The 24,212-nt window shown below is 65.3% G+C and carries 21 protein-coding genes; 13 read left to right on the top strand and 8 right to left on the bottom strand.

The genetic code is table 11. The features are described 5' to 3' along the window. Window positions 1–80 precede the first annotated feature (80 nt). The 3 genes from rpoZ to ACZ1JC_RS27035 all read left to right on the top strand — a co-directional run bounded on the left by rpoZ (window position 81) and on the right by ACZ1JC_RS27035 (window position 2,531). Window positions 81–425 carry a DNA-directed RNA polymerase subunit omega gene (rpoZ, locus tag ACZ1JC_RS27045; RefSeq protein WP_465137228.1) on the top strand — a complete coding sequence of 115 codons (345 nt, stop codon included), beginning with the start codon at window positions 81–83 and terminating at the stop codon, window positions 423–425. 214 nt (window positions 426–639) lie between these two features. Continuing rightward, window positions 640–1,368, top strand: a complete 729-nt coding sequence (locus tag ACZ1JC_RS27040; protein WP_465138477.1) for a ParA family protein — start codon at window positions 640–642, stop codon at window positions 1,366–1,368. Window positions 1,369–1,529: 161 nt separating this feature from the next. After that, complete coding sequence (locus ACZ1JC_RS27035) at window positions 1,530–2,531, top strand: DUF3667 domain-containing protein (protein ID WP_465169082.1); 1,002 nt, start codon at window positions 1,530–1,532, stop codon at window positions 2,529–2,531. Window positions 2,532–2,928: 397 nt separating this feature from the next. Here the strand turns inward: ACZ1JC_RS27035 and ftsH are convergent, their stop codons facing one another. The 4 genes from ftsH to ACZ1JC_RS27015 all read right to left on the bottom strand — a co-directional run bounded on the left by ftsH (window position 2,929) and on the right by ACZ1JC_RS27015 (window position 10,259). Continuing rightward, window positions 2,929–4,860 carry an ATP-dependent zinc metalloprotease FtsH gene (gene ftsH / locus ACZ1JC_RS27030; RefSeq protein WP_465137230.1) on the bottom strand — a complete coding sequence of 644 codons (1,932 nt, stop codon included), beginning with the start codon at window positions 4,858–4,860 and terminating at the stop codon, window positions 2,929–2,931. 125 nt (window positions 4,861–4,985) lie between these two features. Next, window positions 4,986–6,092: a sensor histidine kinase gene (locus tag ACZ1JC_RS27025; protein ID WP_465137231.1), complete on the bottom strand. Its 1,107-nt coding sequence runs from the start codon at window positions 6,090–6,092 to the stop codon at window positions 4,986–4,988. 115 nt (window positions 6,093–6,207) lie between these two features. After that, window positions 6,208–8,280, bottom strand: a complete 2,073-nt coding sequence (locus ACZ1JC_RS27020) for a hydantoinase/oxoprolinase family protein (protein WP_465137232.1) — start codon at window positions 8,278–8,280, stop codon at window positions 6,208–6,210. Between the two features lie 158 nt (window positions 8,281–8,438). Then, entirely contained in the window at window positions 8,439–10,259 is a 1,821-nt protein-coding gene (locus tag ACZ1JC_RS27015) for a hydantoinase B/oxoprolinase family protein (RefSeq protein WP_465137233.1), read from the bottom strand. A gap of 139 nt (window positions 10,260–10,398) precedes the next feature. On the opposite strand from ACZ1JC_RS27015, the gene ACZ1JC_RS27010 reads away from it, so the two are divergent. Beyond that, a complete protein-coding gene (locus ACZ1JC_RS27010; protein WP_465137234.1) occupies window positions 10,399–11,625 on the top strand; it encodes an aminotransferase in 1,227 nt (408 codons plus the stop codon). Between the two features lie 76 nt (window positions 11,626–11,701). After that, window positions 11,702–13,177, top strand: coding sequence for an NCS1 family nucleobase:cation symporter-1 (locus tag ACZ1JC_RS27005; protein WP_465137235.1), 1,476 nt, complete (start codon window positions 11,702–11,704; stop codon window positions 13,175–13,177). A 211-nt stretch (window positions 13,178–13,388) separates the two neighbouring features. Here the strand turns inward: ACZ1JC_RS27005 and ACZ1JC_RS27000 are convergent, their stop codons facing one another. Next, window positions 13,389–14,900: a replicative DNA helicase gene (locus ACZ1JC_RS27000; protein ID WP_465137236.1), complete on the bottom strand. Its 1,512-nt coding sequence runs from the start codon at window positions 14,898–14,900 to the stop codon at window positions 13,389–13,391. Between the two features lie 289 nt (window positions 14,901–15,189). Here ACZ1JC_RS27000 and ACZ1JC_RS26995 point away from each other — a divergent pair, with 289 nt between their 5' ends. From ACZ1JC_RS26995 to ACZ1JC_RS26980, 4 genes are all read left to right on the top strand, one after another. Further along, on the top strand, window positions 15,190–15,672 hold the full coding sequence (locus ACZ1JC_RS26995) for a UPF0262 family protein (protein ID WP_465137237.1): 483 nt from the start codon (window positions 15,190–15,192) through the stop codon (window positions 15,670–15,672). A 13-nt stretch (window positions 15,673–15,685) separates the two neighbouring features. Next, window positions 15,686–16,423 carry a glycoside hydrolase family 25 protein gene (locus tag ACZ1JC_RS26990; protein ID WP_465137238.1) on the top strand — a complete coding sequence of 246 codons (738 nt, stop codon included), beginning with the start codon at window positions 15,686–15,688 and terminating at the stop codon, window positions 16,421–16,423. Further along, entirely contained in the window at window positions 16,420–16,863 is a 444-nt protein-coding gene (locus tag ACZ1JC_RS26985) for a cytidine deaminase (protein ID WP_465137239.1), read from the top strand. Before ACZ1JC_RS26990 ends, ACZ1JC_RS26985 begins: the two co-directional genes overlap by 4 nt. A gap of 167 nt (window positions 16,864–17,030) precedes the next feature. Then, the gene (locus ACZ1JC_RS26980; RefSeq protein WP_395330614.1) at window positions 17,031–17,663 is read left to right on the top strand and encodes an RBBP9/YdeN family alpha/beta hydrolase; all 633 of its coding nucleotides are present in this window, start codon (window positions 17,031–17,033) and stop codon (window positions 17,661–17,663) included. A gap of 243 nt (window positions 17,664–17,906) precedes the next feature. On the opposite strand, the gene ACZ1JC_RS26975 is transcribed toward ACZ1JC_RS26980, so the two are convergent. The 3 genes from ACZ1JC_RS26975 to ACZ1JC_RS26965 all read right to left on the bottom strand — a co-directional run bounded on the left by ACZ1JC_RS26975 (window position 17,907) and on the right by ACZ1JC_RS26965 (window position 20,568). Further along, a complete protein-coding gene (locus ACZ1JC_RS26975) occupies window positions 17,907–19,055 on the bottom strand; it encodes a M14 family metallopeptidase (protein WP_465137240.1) in 1,149 nt (382 codons plus the stop codon). Further along, window positions 19,052–19,666, bottom strand: coding sequence for a DUF4136 domain-containing protein (locus ACZ1JC_RS26970; RefSeq protein ID WP_465137241.1), 615 nt, complete (start codon window positions 19,664–19,666; stop codon window positions 19,052–19,054). The genes ACZ1JC_RS26975 and ACZ1JC_RS26970 overlap by 4 nt, the downstream gene beginning before the upstream one ends. 149 nt (window positions 19,667–19,815) lie before the next feature. Beyond that, the gene (locus ACZ1JC_RS26965; protein ID WP_465137242.1) at window positions 19,816–20,568 is read right to left on the bottom strand and encodes a DUF4136 domain-containing protein; all 753 of its coding nucleotides are present in this window, start codon (window positions 20,566–20,568) and stop codon (window positions 19,816–19,818) included. Between the two features lie 251 nt (window positions 20,569–20,819). Here ACZ1JC_RS26965 and ykgO point away from each other — a divergent pair, with 251 nt between their 5' ends. From ykgO to ACZ1JC_RS26945, 4 genes are all read left to right on the top strand, one after another. Continuing rightward, window positions 20,820–20,945 (top strand): type B 50S ribosomal protein L36, encoded by a 126-nt coding sequence (ykgO, locus tag ACZ1JC_RS26960; RefSeq protein WP_029724010.1) that lies wholly within the window; start codon window positions 20,820–20,822, stop codon window positions 20,943–20,945. 92 nt (window positions 20,946–21,037) lie between these two features. Beyond that, window positions 21,038–21,682 (top strand): HAD family hydrolase, encoded by a 645-nt coding sequence (locus tag ACZ1JC_RS26955; RefSeq protein ID WP_465137243.1) that lies wholly within the window; start codon window positions 21,038–21,040, stop codon window positions 21,680–21,682. Between the two features lie 139 nt (window positions 21,683–21,821). Next, the gene (locus tag ACZ1JC_RS26950; protein WP_465137244.1) at window positions 21,822–23,258 is read left to right on the top strand and encodes a circularly permuted type 2 ATP-grasp protein; all 1,437 of its coding nucleotides are present in this window, start codon (window positions 21,822–21,824) and stop codon (window positions 23,256–23,258) included. Continuing rightward, complete coding sequence (locus ACZ1JC_RS26945) at window positions 23,258–24,205, top strand: alpha-E domain-containing protein (RefSeq protein ID WP_465137245.1); 948 nt, start codon at window positions 23,258–23,260, stop codon at window positions 24,203–24,205. Before ACZ1JC_RS26950 ends, ACZ1JC_RS26945 begins: the two co-directional genes overlap by 1 nt. The last annotated feature ends 7 nt before the right edge of the window (window positions 24,206–24,212 follow it).

Here is a 24,212-nt window from a genome sequence, read left to right as displayed (position 1 = left end):
GCGCAGTTTCCTTGACTCTGCGCGCCCCGCCGCTTATCGGGCGGAGTTTACCGATCCAGCGAATTTTTCACGGAGTGCCCATGGCGCGCGTTACTGTCGAAGACTGTGTCGACAAGATCCCCAACCGGTTCGATCTCGTCCTGCTCGCCGCGCAGCGTGCGCGCGAGATTTCGGGCGGCGCCGAACTCACGCTTGAGCGTGACCGCGACAAGAATCCGGTCGTCGCCCTGCGCGAAATCGCCGAACAGAACGTCAAGCCCACCGAGCTGAAGGAATCGCTCGTCACCTCGATGCAGCGCGTGCTGCCCGACGACGACGATGCGATGGACGATGTCGGCTCGCTCAGCCAGTCGGCAGAGGCTCTGCGCATCACCGCTTCGGCACCGACGCGCAACACCTCGATCGGCGGCGATTACGACGGTTGATGTCTTCCTTGCGATCGCTCCGTATCAGCCCTGATGGCTTGACTACGGAGGGATCGCGGGCAACCATCGTCAGGTGGTTGCAGGAAAGCACAGATTGCCCCGCATAGCCGGGAGCGGCGGGTCGGCCCTGAAAAGGGTACGGCCCGTTGTCGCGTCCGGGGGAGGGGCATCGGAAAAAGCCGAGGCGCCTTCCGAGGCTGCGCGCAGCGCCACGATCGCCATCTACAGCGTCAAGGGCGGGGTGGGGAAAACCACCTTTGCCGCCAATCTTGCCTGGTGTTCGGCGCAGTCGACCGCCCACCGCACCTTGCTCTGGGATCTCGACGCCGCCGGCGGTTCAGGCTTTCTCTATGGGCTTGAGCCGAAAGGGTCGCGCCTTGCGGAGGAAGTTTTCACCAAGGATCGCCCGGCCACCAAGCTGATCCAGACGACTCGCGATCCGCTGGTGGACGTGCTGCCCGCCGATGAGAGCATCCGCGCGCTCGACGCGCAATTGACGCGCATCGGCAAGCGCAAGCGGCTTGCCAGGCTGGCGGAGGAGCTTTCGGCGGACTATCCGCGCATCGTACTCGATTGCCCGCCGGTGCTGAATGAGCTTTCGGCGCAAGTCGCCCGCGCGGCGGACCTCATCATCGTGCCGCTGCCGCCCTCGCCGCTGTCGGCGCGGGCGCTGGAACTGGTGGTGCGCGAGATTGCGGGAACCACCAAGCGTCACCCGCCGATCCTGCCCGTGCTCTCCATGCTCGACATGCGCCGCGCGCTGCACCGGCAAGTGCGCGAGGCACAGCCGGACTGGCCGGCGGTGCCTTATGCCAGCGTGGTCGAACAATGCGCGGTGCAGCACCGCCCGGTGGGCGCGATCGCCCCCACCAGTCCGGCGGCGCAGGCCTTCGCGATGCTGTGGCGAGCGATCGAGGCCAAGCTGGCAGAGAAGCGCAATTGAGGCCTTTCCGCGGGCGATCGGCGCGACTTTCGCCTGCCGCGCGCAATGGCTGTTCACCCACCGCGTGACAGGTTAAGTTCCCCCGCCCGGTTTCGTTCGGGCAACAGGGGGAAATGGTGAGCGAACTAACTGAAAGTCTGGCAGAAATCGGGCAAGGTGCGATGGCGGCGCGCGCGGCCGAGCCCTACGCGGGGGAGGCTGAGGACGGCCACACGCATGAGACGGCCTGCCTGAACTGCGGCACCAAGCTGATCGGATCGCACTGCCATTCCTGCGGGCAGGCGGCGCATGTTCACCGCACGCTGGGCGCATTCTTTCACGATCTGCTGCACGGCGTCTTCCATTTCGAGGGCAAGATCTGGCGCACGCTGCCGATGCTGGTCCGCCACCCCGGCGCCCTGACGCGCGAATATATCGACGGCAAGCGCGCCAGCTTCGTCTCGCCGATCGCGCTTTTCCTGTTCTGCGTCTTCCTGATGTTCGCTGTGTTCCACGCAACGCACGACGAAAGCGTGAAGGGCGCCCGGGCGGTGACCAATCCCAAGGAACTGGCTGCGGCCATCGCCGGCAACGACAAGCTGATCGCCGACCTGAAGGCGCGCCGCAAGCAGTTGGCAGATGCCGGTAAGGATACCGACCGGATCGACAAGCAGATCGAGAACAAGGAAAACGCGCAGGAAGTGCTGCGCGATACGCATGACGCCATCGCCGAAAACACCAGCGACGAGCAGTTGAGCGAGTTCAAGCCGCTGCAGAAGGCCGTGGCCAAGTTCCGGGACGATCCGGATTTCGCGGCCTACAAGATGCAGAACTATGCGTACAAATACAGCTGGACGCTCATTCCGATCTCGGTGCCATTCCTCTGGCTGCTGTTTCCGTTCAGCCGGCGGTTTCATCTTTACGATCACACCGTGTTCGTCACCTATTCGCTGTGTTTCATGACGCTGCTGGCGATTGCCGGGATGCTGCTGGGGGCGATCGGCGCCTCTTCGCTGGAGGGACTGCTGTTCTTCGTGCCGCCGTTCCACATGTATGCGCAGCTTAAGGGCACTTACGGTCTGGCGCGCCGCGCGGCGCTGTGGCGGACCGCGCTGCTGGTGTTCTTCGCCTCCACCGCGCTGCTGTTGTTCTTCGTGGCACTGACCGCGCAGAGCGGGGCGTAAGGCAAATCTGCTGGGTGAGGGGTCGTCAGTCGGACGGCTCCGGCTTGCGGCGGAGGTGCGATTTGTGCGTGCCGCGTGCCACACGGCTCGCTGCACAACCTAAGCGCGGAACCTGAGGCGCAACCTTACAACACACCCCTTCGTCATCCCCGCGCAGGCGGGGATCCCGCTTTTCTTGCGGCCGTACGACAGGTTGCAGAAGGAAGCGGGGCCGCCGCCTACGCGGGGGGCGACGAGATAGTGACGGAGGAGTCCATCTCATTCTTCTCACCCTACGTGAGCCAGCCCTCCGCCCAACCAAGACAACAAAAAAGGGCGAGGACACCGCCGTCCTCGCCCTTTCCTGCATTCTTCCCCGAGGGGAAGCCTTGTTTCGGAAGTCTTTTCGAAAGCCTCGTCAGGCGCCCTGGGGCGTCGCGCTGCCGGAGTAGCGGCGGCCGGCCTTGGGGATCGACGATCCCGTCATCGGACGCGGCGTGCCGGTTCCGCGCGGTTCGCTCGGCCGGTCGATCTTGCCGTCGGACAGCAGCTGGTTGATCTCCTCGCCCGAGAGCGTTTCGTATTCCAGCAGCGCCTGTGCCAGCGCTTCGAGCTGCTCGGCATTGTCCCGAAGCAGCGTGGTCGCGCGGGCGTGGGCATCGTCCACCAGACCGCGGATTTCGCTGTCGATCACCTTGTTGGTCTCGTCAGAGGCCATCAGGCGATGCGATCCGCCCATGCCCAGGTAGCCTTCCTGCTGCTCTTCGTACTGCAGCGGACCCAGCTTGTCCGACATGCCCCACTTGGTGACCATGTTGCGGGCCAGACCGGTGGCATACTGGATGTCAGACGAGGCGCCCGAGGAGACCTTGTCGTAGCCGAAGATCAGTTCCTCGGCCACGCGGCCACCCATGGCGACCGAGAGGTTCGCCAGCATCTTGTCGCGGTGGTACGAGTAGCTGTCGCGTTCCGGCAGGCGCATCACCATGCCCAGCGCGCGGCCGCGCGGGATGATGGTGGCCTTGTGGATCGGGTCCGAAGCGGCCTCGTGCAGCGAGACGATGGCATGGCCGGCCTCGTGATAGGCGGTCATCTTCTTCTCGTCGTCGGTCATGACCATGGAGCGGCGTTCCGCGCCCATCATCACCTTGTCCTTGGCGTCCTCGAACTCCTGCATGGCGACCAGGCGCTTGTTGCGGCGCGCGGCGAGCAGGGCGGCTTCGTTGACGAGGTTGGCAAGATCCGCGCCCGAGAAGCCCGGCGTGCCGCGTGCGATCACGCGCGGGTTCACGTCCGGCGCCAGCGGCACCTTCTTCATGTGCACGGCGAGGATCTTTTCGCGGCCCTCGATATCCGGCACAGGCACCACGACCTGACGGTCGAAGCGGCCGGGACGCAGCAGCGCGGGGTCCAGCACGTCGGGGCGGTTGGTCGCCGCGATGATGATGATGCCTTCGTTCGCCTCGAAGCCGTCCATTTCGACCAGCAGCTGGTTCAGCGTCTGCTCGCGCTCGTCGTTCGAATTGCCGAGGCCGTGGCCGCGATGGCGGCCGACCGCGTCGATTTCGTCGATGAAGACGATGCAGGGCGCGTTCTTCTTGGCCTGTTCGAACATGTCGCGCACGCGGCTTGCACCCACGCCCACGAACATCTCGACGAAGTCCGAGCCGGAGATCGTGAAGAACGGCACGCCCGCCTCACCGGCGATGGCGCGGGCGAGCAGGGTCTTGCCGGTACCCGGCGAGCCGACCAGCAGCGCGCCCTTCGGAATCTGGCCGCCCAGCTTGGAGAAACGGGTGGGATCGCGCAGGAACTCGACGATTTCCTCCAGCTCCTCACGCGCTTCATCGATGCCGGCAACGTCATCGAACGTGACGCGCCCCGAACGTTCGGTCAGCAGCTTGGCCTTGGACTTGCCAAAGCCCATCGCGCCCGAACCGCCGCCCTTCTGGACCTGGCGCAGCGCGAAGAAGGCGATGCCGACGATCAGCAGGAAAGGCAGGGTCTGCGCCAGGATATAGACCAGCACGGAGCCTTCTTCCTGGCTCGCGCCGGCGTAGCGCACGTCATGGTCCTGCAGAAGCTGGGTCAGCGTGGTGTCGTTCGGCACCGGGACGGTGGTGAACGAATCGCCGTTCTTCAGCTTGCCGTCGATGCGGTCTTTGCCGATTTCCACCGTCTGCACGCTGCCTTCGGCAACTTTTGCACGGAAGTCGGAATAGGCGATGTTCGGCCCGCTTTCGGCGCGGGTGTTGAACATCGACACAACCAGAAGGAGGGCGACAAAGATGCCGCCCCATACGAGCAGGCTCTTGACCCAGGGATTGCCGCTAGGCTGGTCGTCGTTCATCGTCTGTTGAAACCGTCCTTTCGCCCGTCAATGTAAGATCGGGCGGTTGAATCGCAAGCGTGCGGAATGCAGTCACTGTAATCGAAACCGCACTTCGCTGCGAGCATTTCGCGTTTGATTGCCATTCAAGCCTGCGCAGCCGCGCGACAGGGCGGGAGAGTCAGCGTCATTCTAGCACCTTGGGCGAGGGTTTCGGCGGCCGATTTCGGAGCGTTTGCCGGGCTGGCGAGGGTCACCGATTCCAGCGCATATTCCGCGCCGATCTGGCGGGCCAACGCGCGCGAGATGCTAAGCCCCACCGAATCACCTTCGATTGCGACAAAGCCCGGCGGCAGCCCGGCACCGTCATCCTCCACGCTCAGCGCGATGCTTTCGCCGGTGCGACGCAGGCCGACGCGAATGGTGCCCCGCTCGCGTTGGCCCAGTCCGTGCTCAAGCGCGTTCGCAATCGCCTCGTTCAGGATCAGTGCCACCGGCACGGAGGCTTCGGGCCGCAGGATCAGGCCCGGCTCGGCCACGACGACGGTGGCGATGCCGTCGCGGCCGCTCGTCTCCATGACATTGCGCGTCAGTTCGGAGATGAACGAATCGAGCGTCACCAGCGCGCCATCGGTATGGTAGAGCCGGCGCTGGATGCGGCCGATCACATGTAGCCGCTTGGCCGCATCGCTGATCGCGCGGCGGGCGACCGGTTCCTCAAGCCCGCGCAATTGCAGCGACAGCACGGCCGCGATCATTTGTAGATTGTTGCCCACACGGTGCTGCAATTCCTGAAACAGCACTTCGGAGCGATCCGCCAACTGGCCGCGTTCCTCGGCCAGCACGCGCACTTTCTCGCGCGTGTCGGACAGGCGGGCATTGGCGCGCTGCATCAGGTGGACGAGCGCGATATCCACCGTGACCACGGCGCAGTAGAAAGCCATGGCCACCAGCGTGCGTCCGTCCAGTGAAACACCGAAGCGCGGGGGAATGAAGAAGAACCAGGCGAAGGCCCCGCAGACCACCGCCGTCAGAATGCCTGGGCGCGGTCCGAACAGGAACGAGGACAGCGTCACCGCCGGGAAGAAACTGAGGAACGGGTATCCCGGCGGAAAGGCATCGTCCAGTTCCCACCGCAGTCCCAGCGCGACAAGGCAGAGGCAGAGCGAGATCGCATAGCCGAGCAGCGGACGCTCGGGAATCAGCGGCAGGCGTTCGATGAAGCGGATGGAAAGAGGGGCCAGTCGGATCACGTCTTGTTTGTCGCTCGCTACGCATGGTGCGGCGAGATCGCGTCCGGCAGGTGCGTCCGGGCCGGGCGTCTCGAAAGCAGAGACGCGCGATCCGGCGCGCAAGTTCCCATGTGTGTTATCTTACCAACTGATAGTCTCCGGCCGTATCGATCTGGGCCACCCATCCGGGATAGACGACGATGGTGGTGAGGGTCTCCTCGATGATCGCGGGCGCGGCCACTTCCATCCCGGGCGCAAGGTCCGCGCCGCGATAGACCGGCACATCGGCGAAGCCCTGACCCAGATTGGCGCGGCGGTGGCGGTTCGGCTGCGGTATGACGCCGCTGGGGGCGAAGTCTCCGCCGGCCGCGGGTGAGGGCGTCTCGACATGGGCGGCGAGTCGGACGCCCGAGATTTCGGGAACCTCATGCTCGCGGATGTGGCCGTATTCGGTCATGTGGCGGGCGTTGAACAGTTCGATGGCGCGTGCGGCAAAGGCTTCGTCGATGAAGCCGAGGTCGCCCAGCGGGGTATCGGCGGCGAAATCGAACGAGAGCGAGAAGTTCTGCCCCGGATAGCGCATGTTGAGCCGGTAATCGGCGCGGATGTCCTCCGCGCGGAACTGCGCGGCGGTGAAGAAGCGCGCCGCGCGGTCCGACAGTTCGGTCCAGAGCTTGCGAATGCGTGTCACATCCAGCGCCGAGGCGGAGGCGATGTAGGAGCGTTCCTCGTCAATGGTCGGATTGGCCACCAAAGTGCCCAGTGCCGAGAATGTGGGCGATGCCTTGGGCACCAGCACGCGGCGGATGCCAAGGTCTTCGGCCTGAATCGCCGCGAAAGCGGGGCCGTTGCCGCCATAGGCCAGCATGACGAGGTCCTTGGGATCGATGCCCTTGCCCGCCGTGGTGCGGCGCACGCCTTGGCTCATATGGGCATTGACCACGCGCCAGCAGTCGAAGGCGGCGCGTTCCGCATCCTCGTGGCCGAGTTCGTTGGCGATCTGGCGGAAGGCTTCCTCCACACCGTTGCGGGTCAGGCGGAAGCTGCCGCCGGCGAAGCCTTCCTCGGTGGAGAGGATGCCCAGCATGACCAGCGCATCGGTCACGGTCGGGTCGGTGCCGCCGCGTCCGTAGCAGATCGGGCCGGGCTCGGACCCTGCCGAGCGCGGGCCGACTTCCAGCGCGCCCTTGTTGACGTGGCAGATCGAGCCGCCGCCCGCGCCCAGCGTCTCTACTTTCACCATCGGCACGCCGACGAGATAGCGGTGATGCATGTTCCAGCCCGCCTCGGCCGGGGCCTCTCCGTTCAACACCAGCGCCATGTCGTAGCTGGTGCCGCCCATGTCGACGCAGAGCAGGTTCGGGCAGCCCTTCGCGCGCCCCGCATGGGCCGATCCGACCACACCGCCCGCCGGTCCGGAGGCGAGCACGCGGATCGGCGCGCCGTCGATATAGTCCTTGGTCATCACCCCGCCGGAGGCCTGCATGACCATCAACTGATTGCGGTATCCACCCTCGCCAAGCCGCTGCACCAGCCGTTCGAGATAGCCGGTGACGCGCGGGCCGACATAGGCGTTGACCACCGTGGTCGAGGTGCGGTCGTACTCCGGCGCGCGGGGCAGCACTTCGTGGCTGGCGGAAACGTAGGCGTTCTGGATTTCCTGCCGCACGATCTCCTTGGCGCGGCGCTCATGCTCCGGATTGACGAAGGAGAACAGGAACGAGATCGCCACCGCCTCCACGTTCTGCAGCCGCAGCTTGCGGCAGGCTTCGCGCAGCGCCGCTTCGTCCAGCTCCTTGTGGACCGATCCGTCGTGCAGGACGCGTTCGGGTACTGTCAGGCGGCGGCGGCGCGGGGTGATCTGCTGCGGCGCTTCGAGGCGGACGTCCCAGATATCTTCCTTGTAGCCGCGGCGATATTCGATCTCGTCGCGGAACCCCTCGGTGGTGATCAGGCCGGTGAGGGCGCCGTTCATCTCGATCAGGGTGTTGTCGGCGACGGTGGTGCCGTGGACGATCGCCTCGCAGCGGCCGAGGAATTCGGTGAGGGGCAGGCCTTCCTTCTCGGCCAGCTTGCCCAGGCCCTCCATCACCCCCAGCGAGCGGTCCTCCGGGGTGGAAAGGTTCTTGTGGAGCACCACTTCGTCCCCTTTCAGGAGCGCGAAGTCGGTGAAGGTGCCGCCGATGTCGATGCCTACTCGGTACGTCATTCAGGTTTTCTCACTCTCCAGATCCTCCCCCAGCGGGGGAGGGGGACCGCCGCAGGCGGTGGAGGGGGATTGGCGCGGCGTTGTGTTCTTGCGCGCCCCCTCCGTCGGCCCCTTGGGCCGCCACCTCCCCCGGTGGGGGAGGATCGCGAACTGTCTTGCTATTCCGCCGCCTCGGCCATGCTCGCCATTTCGGCCCTGAGCGCCTCGGTCGCGGCGTGATCCACCGCCAGCGAATAGTCGCCAAGGCTGCCGGTCAGCACCACGCCGTACTTCGCCCGCGCCGCCTCCGGGCTGACGTACTCGTCCAGCACATCCTCCTTCACCGCCTCCGGATCGCGCTGGAGCGGGCGGCCGAACCCGGCGCCGCCGCCGTGCTGGTAGGCGATCACCGCCCCCTCCGGCAGCAGATCCTGCGCGGTGTGGAGAATGGCGCGCTCGTTGGGGGAGCCGACCTCGAAGCGGTTGGTATAGGGGGTCGCATCGTCCCCGCCGCGCAGCCCGCGCAAGGGGTGGTCGGCCGAGACCATCCAGGCCATCGCCGAAGTCGGCCGCAGCACTTGCTTGACGTTGAGCGAGCCGGGGCACCCGCGCCACCGGCCGGCGCCGCCGCCATCGGTGGTCATCTCGCGGCTGATATTGAGGATCGGGAAGCGGCTTTCCGCATCCTCCGCTTCGGAGAGGATCAGGCTGCCCAGCGCGGAAGGGCAGGAGCCCCAGCCATCCAACCCTTCCACCGCCGAAACGTCCATCGACCGGCAGTCGACGCCCTGATCCATCCACATCATGCCGGCCTCGTCGAAGCCGACGACCATGTTGGGCATGCCGATCTTGTAGAGCTGCGGCTGAGACCGTTCGGGCGCCACATTGGACAGCGCGATGCAGACCGCCTCGGTAATCTCGCAAGCCGGGTGGAACGATCCCAGCGCGGCGGGCTTGTTCGGCGGCGGCTGGGCGATGCAGCCTTCGGGGATCAGGATATCGACCGCGTTGAAGAAGCCTTCGTTCTTCACGATCGTCGGGTCCATCGCCGCGACCACCTGGCACATCACGTAGCTGCGCGAATTGGCGAAAGTGTTCCACACGCCGACAAGGTTCTGCCGGTCGTCGGTGCCCTCAAGGTCGACGGTCAGCTGGTCTCCGGCGATGGTGCAGGCGACCTGGACCTTGATGTCCTTGGTCCCGGCCGTGTCGTGGTCGATCCAGACGGTCGCCTCGTGCCGGCCATCGGGCCATTTCGCCACTTCCTCGCGCACGCGGCGTTCGGTGTGTTCGATCGAGTGGTTGATTGCCGCCTTGATGGTCTCCCCGCCCCACTTGCCGATCAGGTCGTCCAGCATCCGCACCGCATGCTGCACGCCGCCGATCATCGCTGCGATGTCGCCCGCGAATGTGGCGAAACGGTTGTTGCGCACCACCGTGTCGAACACGTCGCGGCGCAGTTCGCCCCGGTGGACGAGCTTGAGGCAGGGGTAGATCACGCCCTCGGTAAAGACGTCGGTGGCGTCGAGCGAGAAGCCGCCGGGGTCCTTGCCGCCAGTGTCGCCCTGATGCGCCTGCAGTGTCTGGATGCAGATCAGCTCGCCCTTGTCGTCATAGACAGGGCCGTAGATGCAGTAATCCGGCAGGTGGCCGCCGCCGTGATCGGGATCGTTGCCCAGGAAGACATCGCCCGGCCCCCAGTCATAACGGTCCTGGTTCATCAGCCCCCAGCGCGTTTCCATCTGGTTCACGAAAGTCAGGTGCGGGGTGCCCACCGCGCCCATGGCAAGGCGGCCGTGGGCATCGACGATGGCGGCGTTGCGTTCGTTCGACTGGTTGATGATCGGGCTGGAGGCGGCACGGCCAAGATAAGTCGCAGCCTCGAAACAGACCGTTTCGAAAGCGCCGCGAATGATGTCGCCCGTTACTGGGTCGATTGCGGCCGTGGTCGGCAGGGGCCCGCGCGGCGCGGCGAGCTTGCGGTTCAGCTCGTAGGACACGTCTCTTGCTCTCCCTTGTGGTTTGTCCGAGGTAGGAGGGGAGAGGGCGCGCTTCTCGACAGCGAGCGCATCGGCCCATGCAGATCACGAAACACCGGCGCCGGGCTTGTCCATGGGCGCATAAGGAGCCGTACCGGGAATGAAGACAGCTGGCCGTATCCACCCGGTCTATGCGGAAATGGAGCGCACGGTGTTCGATCGCATGTCGGCACTGGCGCGCGAGCATGGCGCGATCAATCTGGGGCAGGGCTTCCCCGATGGTCCGCCGCCGCCCGCGCTGATCGAGGCCGCAAGCCGGGCCTTGCATGAAAAGTCGAACCAGTATCCGCCCGGCGCGGGCCTGATCGAATTGCGTGAGGCGATCTGCGGCTATTACGCGCGGCGGCAGGGGCTTGAACTTGCGCCGGAGCAGGTGACGGTCACGTCCGGCGCCACGGAAGCACTGGCCGCTGCCGTCTTCGCTTTCGTGAAGCCGGGGGACGAAGTGATCCTGTTCCAGCCCGCCTACGATGCCTATGCGCCGCTGGTGCGCCGCGCCGGCGGCATCGCGGTTTCGATCCCGCTCTCGCCGCCCGATTTCCGCTACCCGGCCGAGGCGCTGGAGGCGGCTTTGCAGGAGCGGTCCACGCTGTTGGCGCGTTCAGGACTGCCCGATCCGGCACCGGTAAAGCCGCGCGTGCTGATGCTGAACGATCCGCTCAATCCGGCGGGCACGGTCGCCAGTCACGAGGAACTGGCGATGATCGCGAAGGCCTGCGTGGAGCATGACCTGATCGCGATCTGCGACGAAGTCTGGGAGGATGTACGCTTCGACGGGGTGCCGCACCGTTCGCTGATGAGTTTTCCCGGCATGGCCGAACGGATGGTGAAGATCGGTTCGGCGGGCAAGATCTTCGGGCTCACCGGCTGGAAGATCGGCTGGATGATCGCGGCTGGCCATCTGGCGACGGCGATCTCGCGCGCGCACCAGTTCCTGACGTATGCCACCGCCGTACCGCTGCAATGGGCGGTGGCGGAGGGGCTGTCGCTGCCCGACGCGGTGCTGGACGAGCAGCGCGCTACATGGGCCGCCGCGCGCCAGCGGCTGAAGGCGGGCCTGACCGAGGCCGGGTTCACCGTGCTGCCCAATGCGGCCACGTGGTTCCTCAATGTCGATCTCGCGGCCTCAGGCATTTCATTGTGCGACCGCGAATTCAGCGAGCGCGCGGTGACCGAGGCCGGCGTGGCGAGCGTGCCGGTGGCGGCACTCTATCAGGGTGAGGAAGCACCCGAACATCTGGTGCGTTTCTGCTTCACCAAGCCCGCAGATGTGCTGGATGAGGCGGTTTCGCGGCTTGCCCGCTTCCGCCAGACGCTGATCGGTTAAGCGCCGTCACACAACCGTCGCTTGACACTTTGCTGCAGTGCGGCATCGTGGTCCCTTCACGCATCGGGGGACGCGCATGGTTGAAGCTGAAGGCACGCTCTGGAACGCGGACCTCGCGCCGACGAGCGCGGCGCAGCGCAACTGGCGCTGGTGGCACTTCGCGGCGCTGTGGGTGGGCATGGTCGTCGCGGTGCCCAGCTGGATGCTCTGTGCCGGGCTGATCGATCAGGGCATGTCGGCCGTGCAGGCGATCGGCACGGTGCTGCTGGGCAACCTGATCATCCTGGTGCCGATGCTGCTGATCGGCCATTCGGGCGCGCGCTACGGCGTGCCTTTCGCGGTCCTGGCGCGCGCTTCGTTCGGCACGGTGGGCGCCCGCCTGCCCGCCATGGCCCGCGCGCTGGTCGCTTGCGGCTGGTACGGCATCCAGACATGGATCGGCGGCGAGGCACTGCTGACGCTGCTCGGCATCTTCCTGGGCGCGGACTTGCGCGGCACGCCGCTGCCGTTCGTCGGCATCGGCCTTGGGCAATTGCTGGCCTTCCTGGTTTTCTGGGGCGTGCAACTGTTCTTCGTGCGCAAGGGGCTGACGACGATCCGCAAGCTGGAGACCTGGACCGCGCCGGCCAAGCTTATCGCCTGCATCGGCCTCGTCTGGTGGGCGCTGGACGCTGCCGGCGGTGTCGGCCCGATCTTCTCCGCCCCTTCGGCCTTCGGGCCGGGCGGCGCGCGGGAGGGGCAGTTCTGGGCGGTCTGGCTGCCCGCGCTGACGGCGATGGTCGGCTTTTGGGGCACGCTGGCGCTCAACATCGCCGACTTCACCCGCTTCGCCAAAAGCCAGCGCGACCAGATGCTGGGGCAGGCGCTGGGCCTGCCGCCGACGATGGGGCTGATCGCGCTGCTGAGCGTCATCACCACCTCCGCCACCGTGGTCGTCCATGGCCGGGCGATCTGGGATCCGGTGGAACTGGCCGGCACGCTGCACGGGCCGTTCGTGCTGCTGGGGCTGATCGTGATCGCGGTGGACACGGTATCCTGCAACATCGCCGCCAATCTGGTCTGTTCGGCCTTCGACTTCGCCTCACTGAAACCGTCGAAGATCAGCTATCGCACGGGCGCGCTGATCACCGCGACCATCGGCCTCGTCATGATGCCGTGGAAGATCATGGCGAGCACGCAAGGCTACATCTTCACCTGGCTGACCGGCTACGGCGCGCTGCTGGGCCCGATCACCGGCATCCTGATCGCCGACTACTGGCTGCTGCGCGACGCACGGCTGGATGTGGACGGGCTCTACCGCGAGCATGGCCCCTATGCCTATCGCAAGGGCTGGAACCCACGCGCGCTGATCGCGCTGGGGCTGGGCATCGTGCCCAACGTGCCGGGCTTCCTCTCGGTCGCCGCACCGGGCGTGTTCGGGGAGGCCGGGCCGGTATTCTCCGCGATCTATACTTATGCGTGGTTCGTCGGCGTGGCGGTGGCGCTGGGCAGCTATACGCTGATGATGCGGGGCAGGGCGGTGATGGTGGAGCCCATGTTGTCGGGGGCGTAAGTCGGCCCCGACGCGGCATGCGGCGTTAGCAGGCTAAATCGCCCTATCTCCAAAGGCCCCGCCACAATAACTTCGTCATCCCCGCGAAGGCGGGGATCCCGCTACCTTCCTGACCGCCACCGTGATCGGCGCCGCAAGAAAGCGGGGCCCCCGCCTACGCGGGGGCGACGAAGGTGTTTGGAGAGGTGGTATCTGCATCCGAGACGGGCGCTTAGTCGCTCTCGAACGCTGCGCGCATATCGTCGTCGGCCAGATCCGAGAACTTCGTGATCCGCGCTTCGAAGCGCATGCGGACCTTGCCGGTGGCGCCGTGACGCTGCTTGGCGATGATGAGTTCCGAAAGGCCGGTCACTTCTTCCATCTTCGCGCGCCACGATTCCCACTTGTCGCGCACGTCTGGGGTATCGGTGTCGCTGGGGAACTTCGGCTCGGTCGCCTTCACGTAATAGTCTTCGCGGAACACGAACCAGACCATGTCCGCGTCCTGCTCGATAGAGCCCGATTCGCGAAGGTCGGACAGCATCGGCCGCTTGTCTTCGCGCGATTCCACCGCACGGGACAGCTGCGAGAGCGCGATCACTGGAACGTGCAGTTCCTTGGCCAGCGTCTTCAGACCACGCGAAATTTCGGAAATTTCGTTCACGCGGTTGTCGGTAGCGCGGCCCGAGCCCTGCAGCAGCTGCAGGTAGTCGATGATGACGAGGCCGATGTTGTGGCGGCGCTTCAGGCGGCGGGCGCGGGTGCGCAGGCCGGCGATGGTGAGGCCGGGGGTATCGTCGATGAACAGCGGCAGTTCGGCCAGACGCTGCGACGCGAAAGACAGCTGCTGGAAGTCCTCGCGGCTGATCTTGCCCATGCGCAGCGCTTCGGAACTGATGCCCGACTGCTCGGCAAGGATACGCGTGGCCAGCTGGTCGGCGCTCATTTCGAGGCTGAAGAACGCGGTTGCCGCACCCACCGATTTTTCGACCGGGATGCCGTCGGCCAGATCGCGCTGGAGCCGGTCGGATGCGTTGAAGGCGATGTTGGTGACGAGTGAGGTCTTGCCCATGCCCGGACGGCCGGCAAGGATGATCAAGTCGGAATCGTGAAGGCCACCGATCTTGTTGTTCACCGAGTTGAGGCCGGTGGTCTTGCCCGAGATGTGGCCGCCCGAATTGAACGCCTTTTCGATGGCGCCGATCGCGGTGCGGGTGGCGGCGGCGAAGCTCTTGGCCTCGTTCGCGGTGGAGGCGCCTTCGGCCACTTTGTAGAGCGCGGCTTCGGCGCGTTCCACCTGCTCCATCGGCTCCACCGATTCGGAGGTGTCCATGGCCTCGGCCACGAGATTGCGGCCCACCGAGATCAGTTCGCGCAGCAGGGCGAGGTCGTAGATCTGGTCCGCCAGTTCGCGCGGCGCCAGCAGGCCCTGACCGTCCGCGGTCAGGCGGGCGAGGTAGGACACGCCGCCCAGCGCCTTAAGCTGTTCATCGGCCTCGAAATAGGGGCGCAGGGTAACCGGGGTGACCACGGCCTTGCGATCGAGCAGCTGGAGAATGCGCTCATAGATGCGGGCGTGGACGGGTTCGAAGAAGTGCGTGGGCGAGAGCTGGGTGGGAAGCTCCTCGATCACACGGTTGTCGATCAGCACAGCGCCAAGGAACGCGGCCTCCGCCTCGACGTTCGAGGGCAGACTACGGGCTTGGGCCGCGGGCTCGCGGGTGATGACGGCTTCTTCTGACATGAGGGATTCGACAATGCCCCAAGAGACCGGGTGCCAGCAAGCGCGCGTGTGGACCATTTCTATCCACAGCCTGTTGATGGCCAGTGGATAGAAATGTTCCTGACCTCTCCGCGGCACCAGCCCACTCCCCCACCCGACCTCCCCTACGGGGTAGAATCTGGGAGGTCGGGTGGGGGAGTGGGCTGGTGCCGCAAGCCTTCGACGGATGTCGAAGGCGTACCAAACAAAGACTCTTCTTATCGCACGGGGTTGCCCGCTTATGCCGCAACCGCGTAAAGGCCTTCCGATCATGGCCGATCCGCGAATCTCGCATATCGAACTCGACGAGGCGACCATCCTGTGGCGCAACGCCGATATCGAGCAGGAACGGCGCATCGCGATATTCGATCTCATCGAAGACAATGTCTTCAAGCCCATGCGCGCCTTCGAAGCAGGGCACGCGGGGCCTTATCGCCTGCGTCTTTCGGTGCGCGACGGGCGCCTCTCGCTCGATATCGCGGCGGACGGCGGCGATCCGATCGAGACGATGGTGCTGGGCCTTGCCCGTTTTCGCCGTCCGGTCCGCGAATACTTCGCAATCTGCGAAAGCTACTATCAGGCGATTCGCAAAGCCTCGACGCAGGAGATCGAGACGATCGACATGGCCCGCCGCGCTATCCACAACAATGCGGCGGAACTTCTGCTCGAAAGGCTCGATGGCAAGGTCGAAACCGACTTTCCGACGGCGCGCAGGCTTTTCACGCTGATCTGCGTCCTGCATATCCGGGGCTGAAGGGGGCTTCACGATGGCAAGGACTGCAGCGGGGACTGCATCGGGCGCGGTTTCGCGCAAACGTTTGCTGTGGCGCTGGGGGCGGCAGGCGCTGGCCGCGCTGCTGCTGATCGCACTGATCGCCGGTGCCTGGGGCTGGTGGACGATGCGCCACTGGCAGCCTTCCCGAACGACTTTCCCGGTACAGGGCGTGGAAGTGGGCGCAGCGGACGGCCAGTTCGACTGGAAATCGCTGAAGGCGATCGGCGTGGACTTCGCCTATGTCGACGCCAGCGCCAGTGCCTTCGCACGCGATCCGCGCTTCGTCAGCAATTTCGGGGAAGCGCGCGCCGCAGGCGTGCAAGTGGGGGCGGTCCACCGCTACGATCCCTGCCAGCCCGCGCAGGCGCAGTCGGCCAATTTCGTGACCACGGTTCCGCGCGATTCGCGCCTGCTGCCGCCCGCCATCGATCTGGACATGCTGGCCGATGACTGCGCCACGCCGGTTTCCGACGCGAAGGTCGAGAGCGAGCTGATGACCTTCATCAACCAGATCGAGACGCACACCGGCAAGGAAGTGCTGCTGAAGATCAGCCCGGCCTTCCAGACGCGCTACCACATCGCCGCCAAGTTCGATCGCAAGCTCTGGCTGATCGGCGACCGGTTGCTGCCCGATTATGCCGGGCGGCCCTGGACGATGTGGACGGCGAACCAGTCCGCTGCCAACGAGATTGCGCAAGGGGGGCTGCGCTGGGTAGTGGTGCAGCCATGACCACAGCTTTCACCCCGGAACAGCGCGACGCGCTGCTCGCCACCGCGCGCGAGGCCGCCGGCCGCGCCTATGCCCCTTATTCGAAGTTCCACGTCGGCGCCGCGCTGCTGATGGCCGATGGCTCGGTCGTCACCGGCGCCAATGTCGAGAATGCCAGCTACGGCCTGTCGCTCTGCGCGGAAACGGTGGCGGTGGCCTCGATCCTGTCTTCCGGTGATTACGGTAAGCTGGAAGCCGTCGCTGTGACCGGCGGCGCGCCGGGCGCGCCGGGCGAGGGCGACGTCGTCAGCCCCTGCGGCCGCTGCCGTCAGGTGCTGAACGAGATCGCCCAGCTTGGCGGCACCGACCCGCTGGTCTGGTGCGACGGCAAGGACGGCGTGATCGAGATGCGGCTGTCCGAATTGCTGCCCCACGCGTTCGGGCCAGCCAACCTCCTGTAATTCCGAGAAATCGCGAAACGACGCTGATGTCCGCCGCGCAAAGCGGCGCGGCAAGGCGTCGTTTCGTCGGAATCTTATTGTCAACCGAATTGGTTGAGTTATGGTGTGCGCAGTCGGGACGTAGACAGAGTCGACCGGCGGTTTCCCAACCCTGTTGGAGCACCTCCATGACGCACTACCGCTATCCGCATGAGCAGGACCATCTTCCCCTGATCCTTCTGGTTCCCGGCGGCCCGCTTCGCGATGGCCACTGGATGAAGCGCTGGGCGCAGTGGAGCGAGCATTGCCGCGTGCTGGAACTGGGCATGTGGGACGAACCGCATCGCAACACCTGGGTCAACAAGCTGAACCTGGCGATCCGCCGCGCCGATCGGCCGGTGGTGATCGTCACCGACGACATTGCCGCACTGGCTTTGGCCTGGTGGGTGGAATTCGAAGGCGTGGGCCCGGAAAACCCGGTGCTGGGCGCGATTGCCGTCAATCCGCCGAACATGGACCTTCCCGGCGCCGATCCGCGCCTCTCGCGCTTCGGCGCCTGTCCAAGGCAGCCGCTGCCCTTCACCTCCTTCGTGGTGAGCGATCTGGACGCGACGGTGGCGCAGCAACGCTCGGTGATCCGCCTGGCCAAGGATTGGGGCGCGTCGCCGGTCTGCGACGACACGCGCGGCGATTGGGCTTCCGGCTGGGTGATGCTGCAGAGCGTGCTAGGACTGGTGCCGGCGTCAGCGCTGACGCCGCGCTGGTCTCAGGACGAGAACCTCGCCGTGCGCGAGGCTTTACGCCAGTGGGCAGGCATTTGAGGGCAGGGATTTGAGCGCGGGCTGACGACGCCTCAAATCCTTCACCACCCAATCCCCGTCATCCCCGCGAAGGCGGGGATCCCGCTTGTTCTTTGTCTCCGCGTGTCCGTGTGAACGAAAAAAAAGCGGGGCCCCCGCATACGCGGGGGCGACGAAGTGAATAGGGATACGGGAGGCGCTAATCGTGCGCCGAGAGATGCAGGCAGCCGAAAATGGATCGCCATTCCCGCCGCCGCCAATCTCTTACTTCGCTTCGCGCTCGATCAGCCATTCCAGCAGCGCACCCATGCAGTCGGCGCCGAGCTGGGCGGAGCGTTCCGGGCTCCACGCCTGCGCCGGGTCGGCGGCATCGTCGTGGTCCTTGAACGGCATTTCCAAGGTCATCGACACCGCGCCGAAGCGCTCTGCCAGCTGGTTGGTGGACATCGTCAGGTTCGCGCGGCCCGGCGCGGCGACGGCATAGCCCAGCTTGCGCTGGAAATCGGGCGTGCGGCGGTCGAGGATTTCGCTGAAGCGGTCATAACCCGCCTGCTGCTCGGCCTTGATCGAGGGGATACCCTGGAAGCCGGCCATGAACACCGCCGGGATCGCCTCGTCGCCATGGACGTCCATGGCGAAGTCCACGCCAGTCTCATCCATGGCACCGCGCACGGCGAGAACTTCGGGCGATTTTTCCGCCGTCGGGGTTTCCCATTCGCGGTTGAGGTTCACGCCCACGGCATTGGTGCGCAAGTGGCCGCGCACCGAACCGTCCGGGTTCATGTTGGGTACCACGTGGAAGCGGCAGCGCTTGCGCAGTTCGCGGCCGGTCGAATCGGCGGGATCGGCCAAGACTTCCAGCGCGCCTTCCATCCACCATTCGGCCATCGATTCGCCCGGATGCTGGCGGGCATAGAGCCAGACTTGCGTGTCGCCGTCGCCCATTTCCAGGCAATCGAGCGCCTGCCCGTCCAGCGTCTGGCCGAGGCTGCGATAAGTGACGCCTTCGGTGGTCGCCAGATCGGCGATCAGGTCGTGGTGGCGCTCCATCGAATAGGGCGCGAAGTAGGCGAACCACGCCAGATCGCTTTCGGGCATGTAGCGGATGGTCAGCGTGCCGTTGTCCTCGGCGGCGTCCCAAGTGCTTTCGGCCTGCGCCCAGTACTGGCGGTCTTCCGAAACGCGCGCGTTATAGTTCGGCCAGCCGCCGGGATAGGCCGAACCGTTGAGCCCGGTGATCTTCAGCACCAGTTCCTGCCCGGCAATGCCGGCCCCGCTGACGCGGAAGTGGAACCACTGCAGGAATTCGGAATCCTTGTCGTGCCGGATCGCGAGGCGGGCGGTGAGCCCTTCGGTGGAGAGGACTTCGATGTTACCGGAATCGAAGGCGGAGGTGATGTGGAGGGTGGTCATTTCACAAGAATAGTTTCGCCGGACTGGCCCGGAAAGCCCTTGAACAGCGCTTCGGCCATTTTTGCGGAGCCCAGCGAGGTCTGCGCCATCGGTGACTTGGAACTGACGGTGAAGGCGGCGCGGCCTTCCCACAAGGTGCGGCCGCCGGGACGATCGCGAATCATGACCTGCATCCGGGTTTCAACCTGATCGGCGGGACGGCCGGACAAGTTGATGCCGATGCCAAGGCCCACGCCCGAACCGTAACTGCCGGCAGTGCCAAGGCCGCCCACCGAAATGGGGCTGCCCTGATTTCCGGCCTGAAGCGTGCGGCGCTCCACCGTCAGCACGGCCACTTTGGTATCGGAAACCGTCTCGCCCGGAAGCGCCTGCCGGAAGCCGACGCGGGCCAGCTCTTGCCCGACGGCGGCGGCATAGGCGCGGAATTCAAGGCTGGACGCGTCCTGTCCGGGGCCGGCGTCCACGCGGATGAGCCCGCCGTTCAGCGCCGGCGCATCCGGTGCGGTAAAGCGCGTGACTTCCACCGGACCGACTTGCGCGGCACATCCGCCAAGCGCGAGCGCGCCTGCAAGGAGCATCATGGCGACGAAAGGGCGGGCGCTGCGGGTCATCTGGGCTCTCCGGGGGCTAAGGGGTTGGACGATAACCCTTGTTGGCCGTCAGAACCAGACGCGGGCTACGTCTGGAAATCCCGAAAAAGGGGAATCTGGGCCGGTATCGCGTGGAAATGCCCGCGCGGGGGCATTTCCAAGCAGACTCTTCAGCCGGCGGAGCCGCCTACGGGATCGGCCTTGGGGAAGCCGTCGAAGAGGGCGCTGGCCAGTTTTCCGGCGATGCGGTCGTCCGGCCAGTTGTTGTCGCCCTCCCGCGTGGCGATCGTGGCATAGCCTTCCCACAGGACCTTGCCGCTCGCCTTGTCGACGATGCGCGTGTCGAGGCGGGTGCTGACAAGCGCGCTGCGCGGCTTGGAAAGGTCCACATTGACGGCAAGGCCATAGGCCGATCCGCGATTGCTGACGCCCATTGCCGCCGTGCCGCTGACCGGGTTGCGCTTTTCTTCGGCGGGGGTGAGGACCTGGCGGGTGATCTTGAGTTCGACGTCTTGCCCGCCGTTATCGGCCTTGGCCTGGGTGTCGTAGCCGGCGCCGACGAGGGCATCGATGATCGCCGCTTCGTAGCGGGCGCGTTCGGGGCCGGCGACCCACGGGCCATCGCCCGATTCGGACGTGACGTTGACGGCGCCGTGGCCCAGTTCGCCGGCCTCGGGCCCTTGCGCCACGAATCGGCTCACTTCGACTCGGCCCTCGCGCGGGTCCTTGGTGTTGGTGCGATAGGGCGAAGATGTGGGGCCGCCCATCAGCGGATCGTTCCAGCCGCCGCCCCAGCCGGAACCGTATCCGCCGCCCCAGCGCGAACCCCAACCGGGTTGGGCCTGAACGGAGGACGCTGCGCCAAGGGCGGAAAGGGTGAGAGCCATGCCAGAGGCGAGAATCGCGGCTTTTAGCGTGTGCATCGGTGTTCTTGTGTCCGAAAGAATCGGTTGGGTCGCACCCGGTATTGCGCTATCGGCTCGTCGCGATTGCCCCGCGATGAACGGAGCCGATCGACGGAAAACCGCGCCTGACCGGAGCAAGTTCGAGCAGAAGGAATGGGCGCTCACGCTTGACTTTGCAAGCCACTGCCACTAACGGCGCCACTTCAAATTTCTGGCGGCGGCCCAGTTGCTGTTGGAACAACCGCCGAACCACCAAGACGAGACGAACCATGAAGATTGTGAACAGCCTGAAGTCGCTCAAGGGTCGCCACCGGGACAACCGCGTGATCCGTCGTCGCGGCCGCACTTACGTGATCAACAAAACCAACCGTCGCTTCAAGGCTCGCCAGGGCTGATTCGTCTTGCCCGTCCCCGCTGTAACGGCGGGGTATGAGGCAAGCGGTCATCGCGACGACATTGGACCCCCGCCACAGGCGGGGGTCTTGTCATGTCCGGAGCATGCGTGAACATGCAGAGTGAAGTGCCTGTAGAGGCTGTCGTCTTCGATGTCGGCCGCGTGCTGGTGCAATGGGACATGCGCGGCGCGCTGTTCGCCAGGCTGATCGACGATCCCGAAAAGCTCGACTGGTTTTGCGCCAATGTCGTCTCCGAAGAATGGCATTTCGCGCATGATGCCGGGGCCGACCTTGGCGAACTGGTTGCCGCCCGCAAGGCCGAGTTTCCCGGGCACGACGATCTGATCGACGCCTATGCCACGCGCTTCCTCGAAACGATTCCCGGCAATGTGCCCGGCAGCCACGAGATCGTGCGCGAACTGGCTGCGCGCGATGTGCCGCTCTATGCCATCACCAACTTCGCCAGCACCTTCTGGCGCGAGTATCGCGAAAGCGAACCGCTGTTCGACCTGTTCGGCGATGTCGTCGTTTCCGGCGACGAGAAGCTGGTGAAGCCGCACCGCGAAATCTACGATCTCGCTGCCCGCCGCTTCGGCCACGATCCGCGCGCGATGCTGTTCATCGACGACAATGCCGACAATATCGCCGGCGCCGCCGCGCTCGGCTGGCAGGTGCATCATTTTCGCGATGCCGAAACCCTGCGTGCCGATCTGACGGCACGTGGGCTGCTGGGGTGAAATTGCCGGACGCCCCGCCAGGGCGACCGAATAGTTCTCCGTAGGCGATCTTAAGGTAAAAATTTTTCTTCGCACTTGCAGCGTAACCGCTTGGCAAGTGCGAATCCTTGTTGCATCACTTGGTCAACAGGGAGTCACAATGTCGGCTGCGGGCAAAACGAACTTCGATGAAATGCTCAATGCGGACGGGTCTGTAAGACCCGCCTATGACGAACTCAGCCAGTGGTACGATTCGCAGGACAAGGCCTGGTTCAACCGCCAGCAGGTAGAGGCCGAACGCTTCTTCCGCCGCATCGGCATCACCTTCAACGTCTATGGTGACGAAGCGGCCGAGGAACGGCTGATCCCGTTCGACCTGATCCCCCGCATCATCACCGCGCGCGAGTGGCGCAAGCTGACGCGCGGCATCGAACAGCGGGTACGGGCGCTCAACGCCTTTCTGCAGGACTTGTACCACCGCCAGGAAATCGTCCGCTCCGGCCGGCTGCCGATGGAGGCGCTGCGCGACAATGTGGCGTTCCTGCCGCAGATGATCGGCATGACCCCGCCCGGCGGCGTCTATACCCACATCGTCGGCATCGACCTCGTCCGCACCGGGCCCGAAGAGTTCATGGTGCTGGAGGACAATGCCCGCACCCCGTCCGGCGTCTCCTACATGCTGGAGAACCGCGAGACGATGATGGCGATGTTCCCGGAATTGTTCACCAAGGTTCCGGTGCGTCCCGTCTCCGACTATCCGCGCCGGCTGGCCCGCAGCTTGCGCGCCTGCGCGCCGCCTGCCTTCAAGGGATCGGGCCGGCCCACGGTGGCGGTGCTGACCCCCGGTATCTACAATTCGGCCTATTTCGAACACGCCTTCCTGGCCGACCAGATGGGGGCGGAACTGGTGGAGGGCAGCGATCTTCGGGTGGTCGACGGCCGCGTCGCCATGCGCACCACCACTGGCTACAAAGCGATCGACGTGATCTACCGCCGGGTGGACGACGAATACCTCGATCCGCTGACCTTCCATCCCGATTCGGTGCTGGGCGTCGCCGGGATCATGGACGTCTACCGGTCTGGCGGCATCACCATCGCCAATGCGCCGGGCACCGGCATCGCCGACGACAAGGCGATCTACAGCTACATGCCGGAAATCGTGGAGTTCTACACCGGCGAGAAGCCGATCCTGCCCAATGTGCCGACCTGGCGCTGTTCGGAGCCGAAGGCGCTGGCCTACGTGCTGGACAATCTGGCCGATCTGGTCGTCAAGGAAGTGCACGGCTCGGGCGGCTACGGCATGCTGATCGGGCCTACCTCCTCGAAGAAGGAACTGGCCGCGTTCGAGGGCAAGCTGCGCGCCAAGCCGCATAACTACATCGCGCAGCCCACGCTGTCGCTTTCCACCGTGCCGATCTTCACCAAGGCCGGCCTCTCACCGCGCCATGTGGACTTGCGGCCCTATGTCTTGGTCTCTCCCGACGGGATCGACATCACGCCGGGCGGGCTCACTCGCGTGGCGCTGAAAAAGGGCTCGCTGGTGGTCAATTCGTCGCAGGGCGGCGGCACCAAGGATACCTGGGTACTGGACGAATAATGCTCGGACGTGCTGCCAACGGCGTTTACTGGATGAGCCGCTACCTTGAGCGGGCCGAGAATACCGCGCGGCTGATCGACGTGGGTTTCCACCTCGCGCTCACGCGCAGCGACAAGCATGCGCAGGAGGAGGAGTGGAAATCTGTCCTCACCACCACGGGGCAAGTGGACGACTATGCCGCGCGCCATTCGGACTTCGGCGGGCCGCAAGTGTTCAACTATCTGCTGCGCGAGAAGGACAATCCCGCCTCCGTCCTGCGCATGATCGAGAATGCGCGGACGAACGCGCGCATGGTCCGCACCAGCCTGACCAACTCGGTATGGGAAGCCACCAACGAAGGGTGGATGATCCTTTCCGAACTGCTTTCGCGCCCGGTGCGCGAATCGAACCTAGGCGAAGTGCTCACGGCGATCCGCCGGCAGGGGACTTTGGTGCGCGGCGCGCTGGAAGGCACGATGCTGCGCAACGAGGTGTTTAACTTCGCGCGCATCGGCACTTTCATCGAACGGGCGGACAGCACCGCGCGCATTCTGGACGTGAAGTACTACGTGCTGCTGCCCTCGGTGGCGTGGGTGGGTTCCAGCCTGGACAACGTGCAGTGGGATACCCTGCTGCGTTCGGTGGCTGGCAACCGCGCCTATTCGTGGCTCAATGCCGGCGCCATGGACCCCCGCGGCATTGCCCGCTTCCTGATCCTGGACGGGCAGTTTCCGCGCAGTCTGGTGTTCTGCTATGAAAAGCTGCGCAGCAATCTGGCCGGGCTCGCCAAGGAATATGGCGAGGAAACCTCCGCGCACGAACTGATGCGCGAGACGAGCGCGGCGCTGAACCAGACGACGATCGAACATATCTTCGAGACCGGCCTGCACGAATTCCTGCAGGACTTCGTCGGCAAGACCAACCGCCTCGGCAATGCCATCGCCGCCGATTACCGTTTCATCGAGTAGAAAGGGA

Source organism: Sphingomonas sp. BL-S-28, assembly GCF_055521515.1.
The sequence above is the reverse complement of the archived record's forward strand: the minus strand, read 5'-3'. Positions and strand labels throughout refer to the sequence as shown.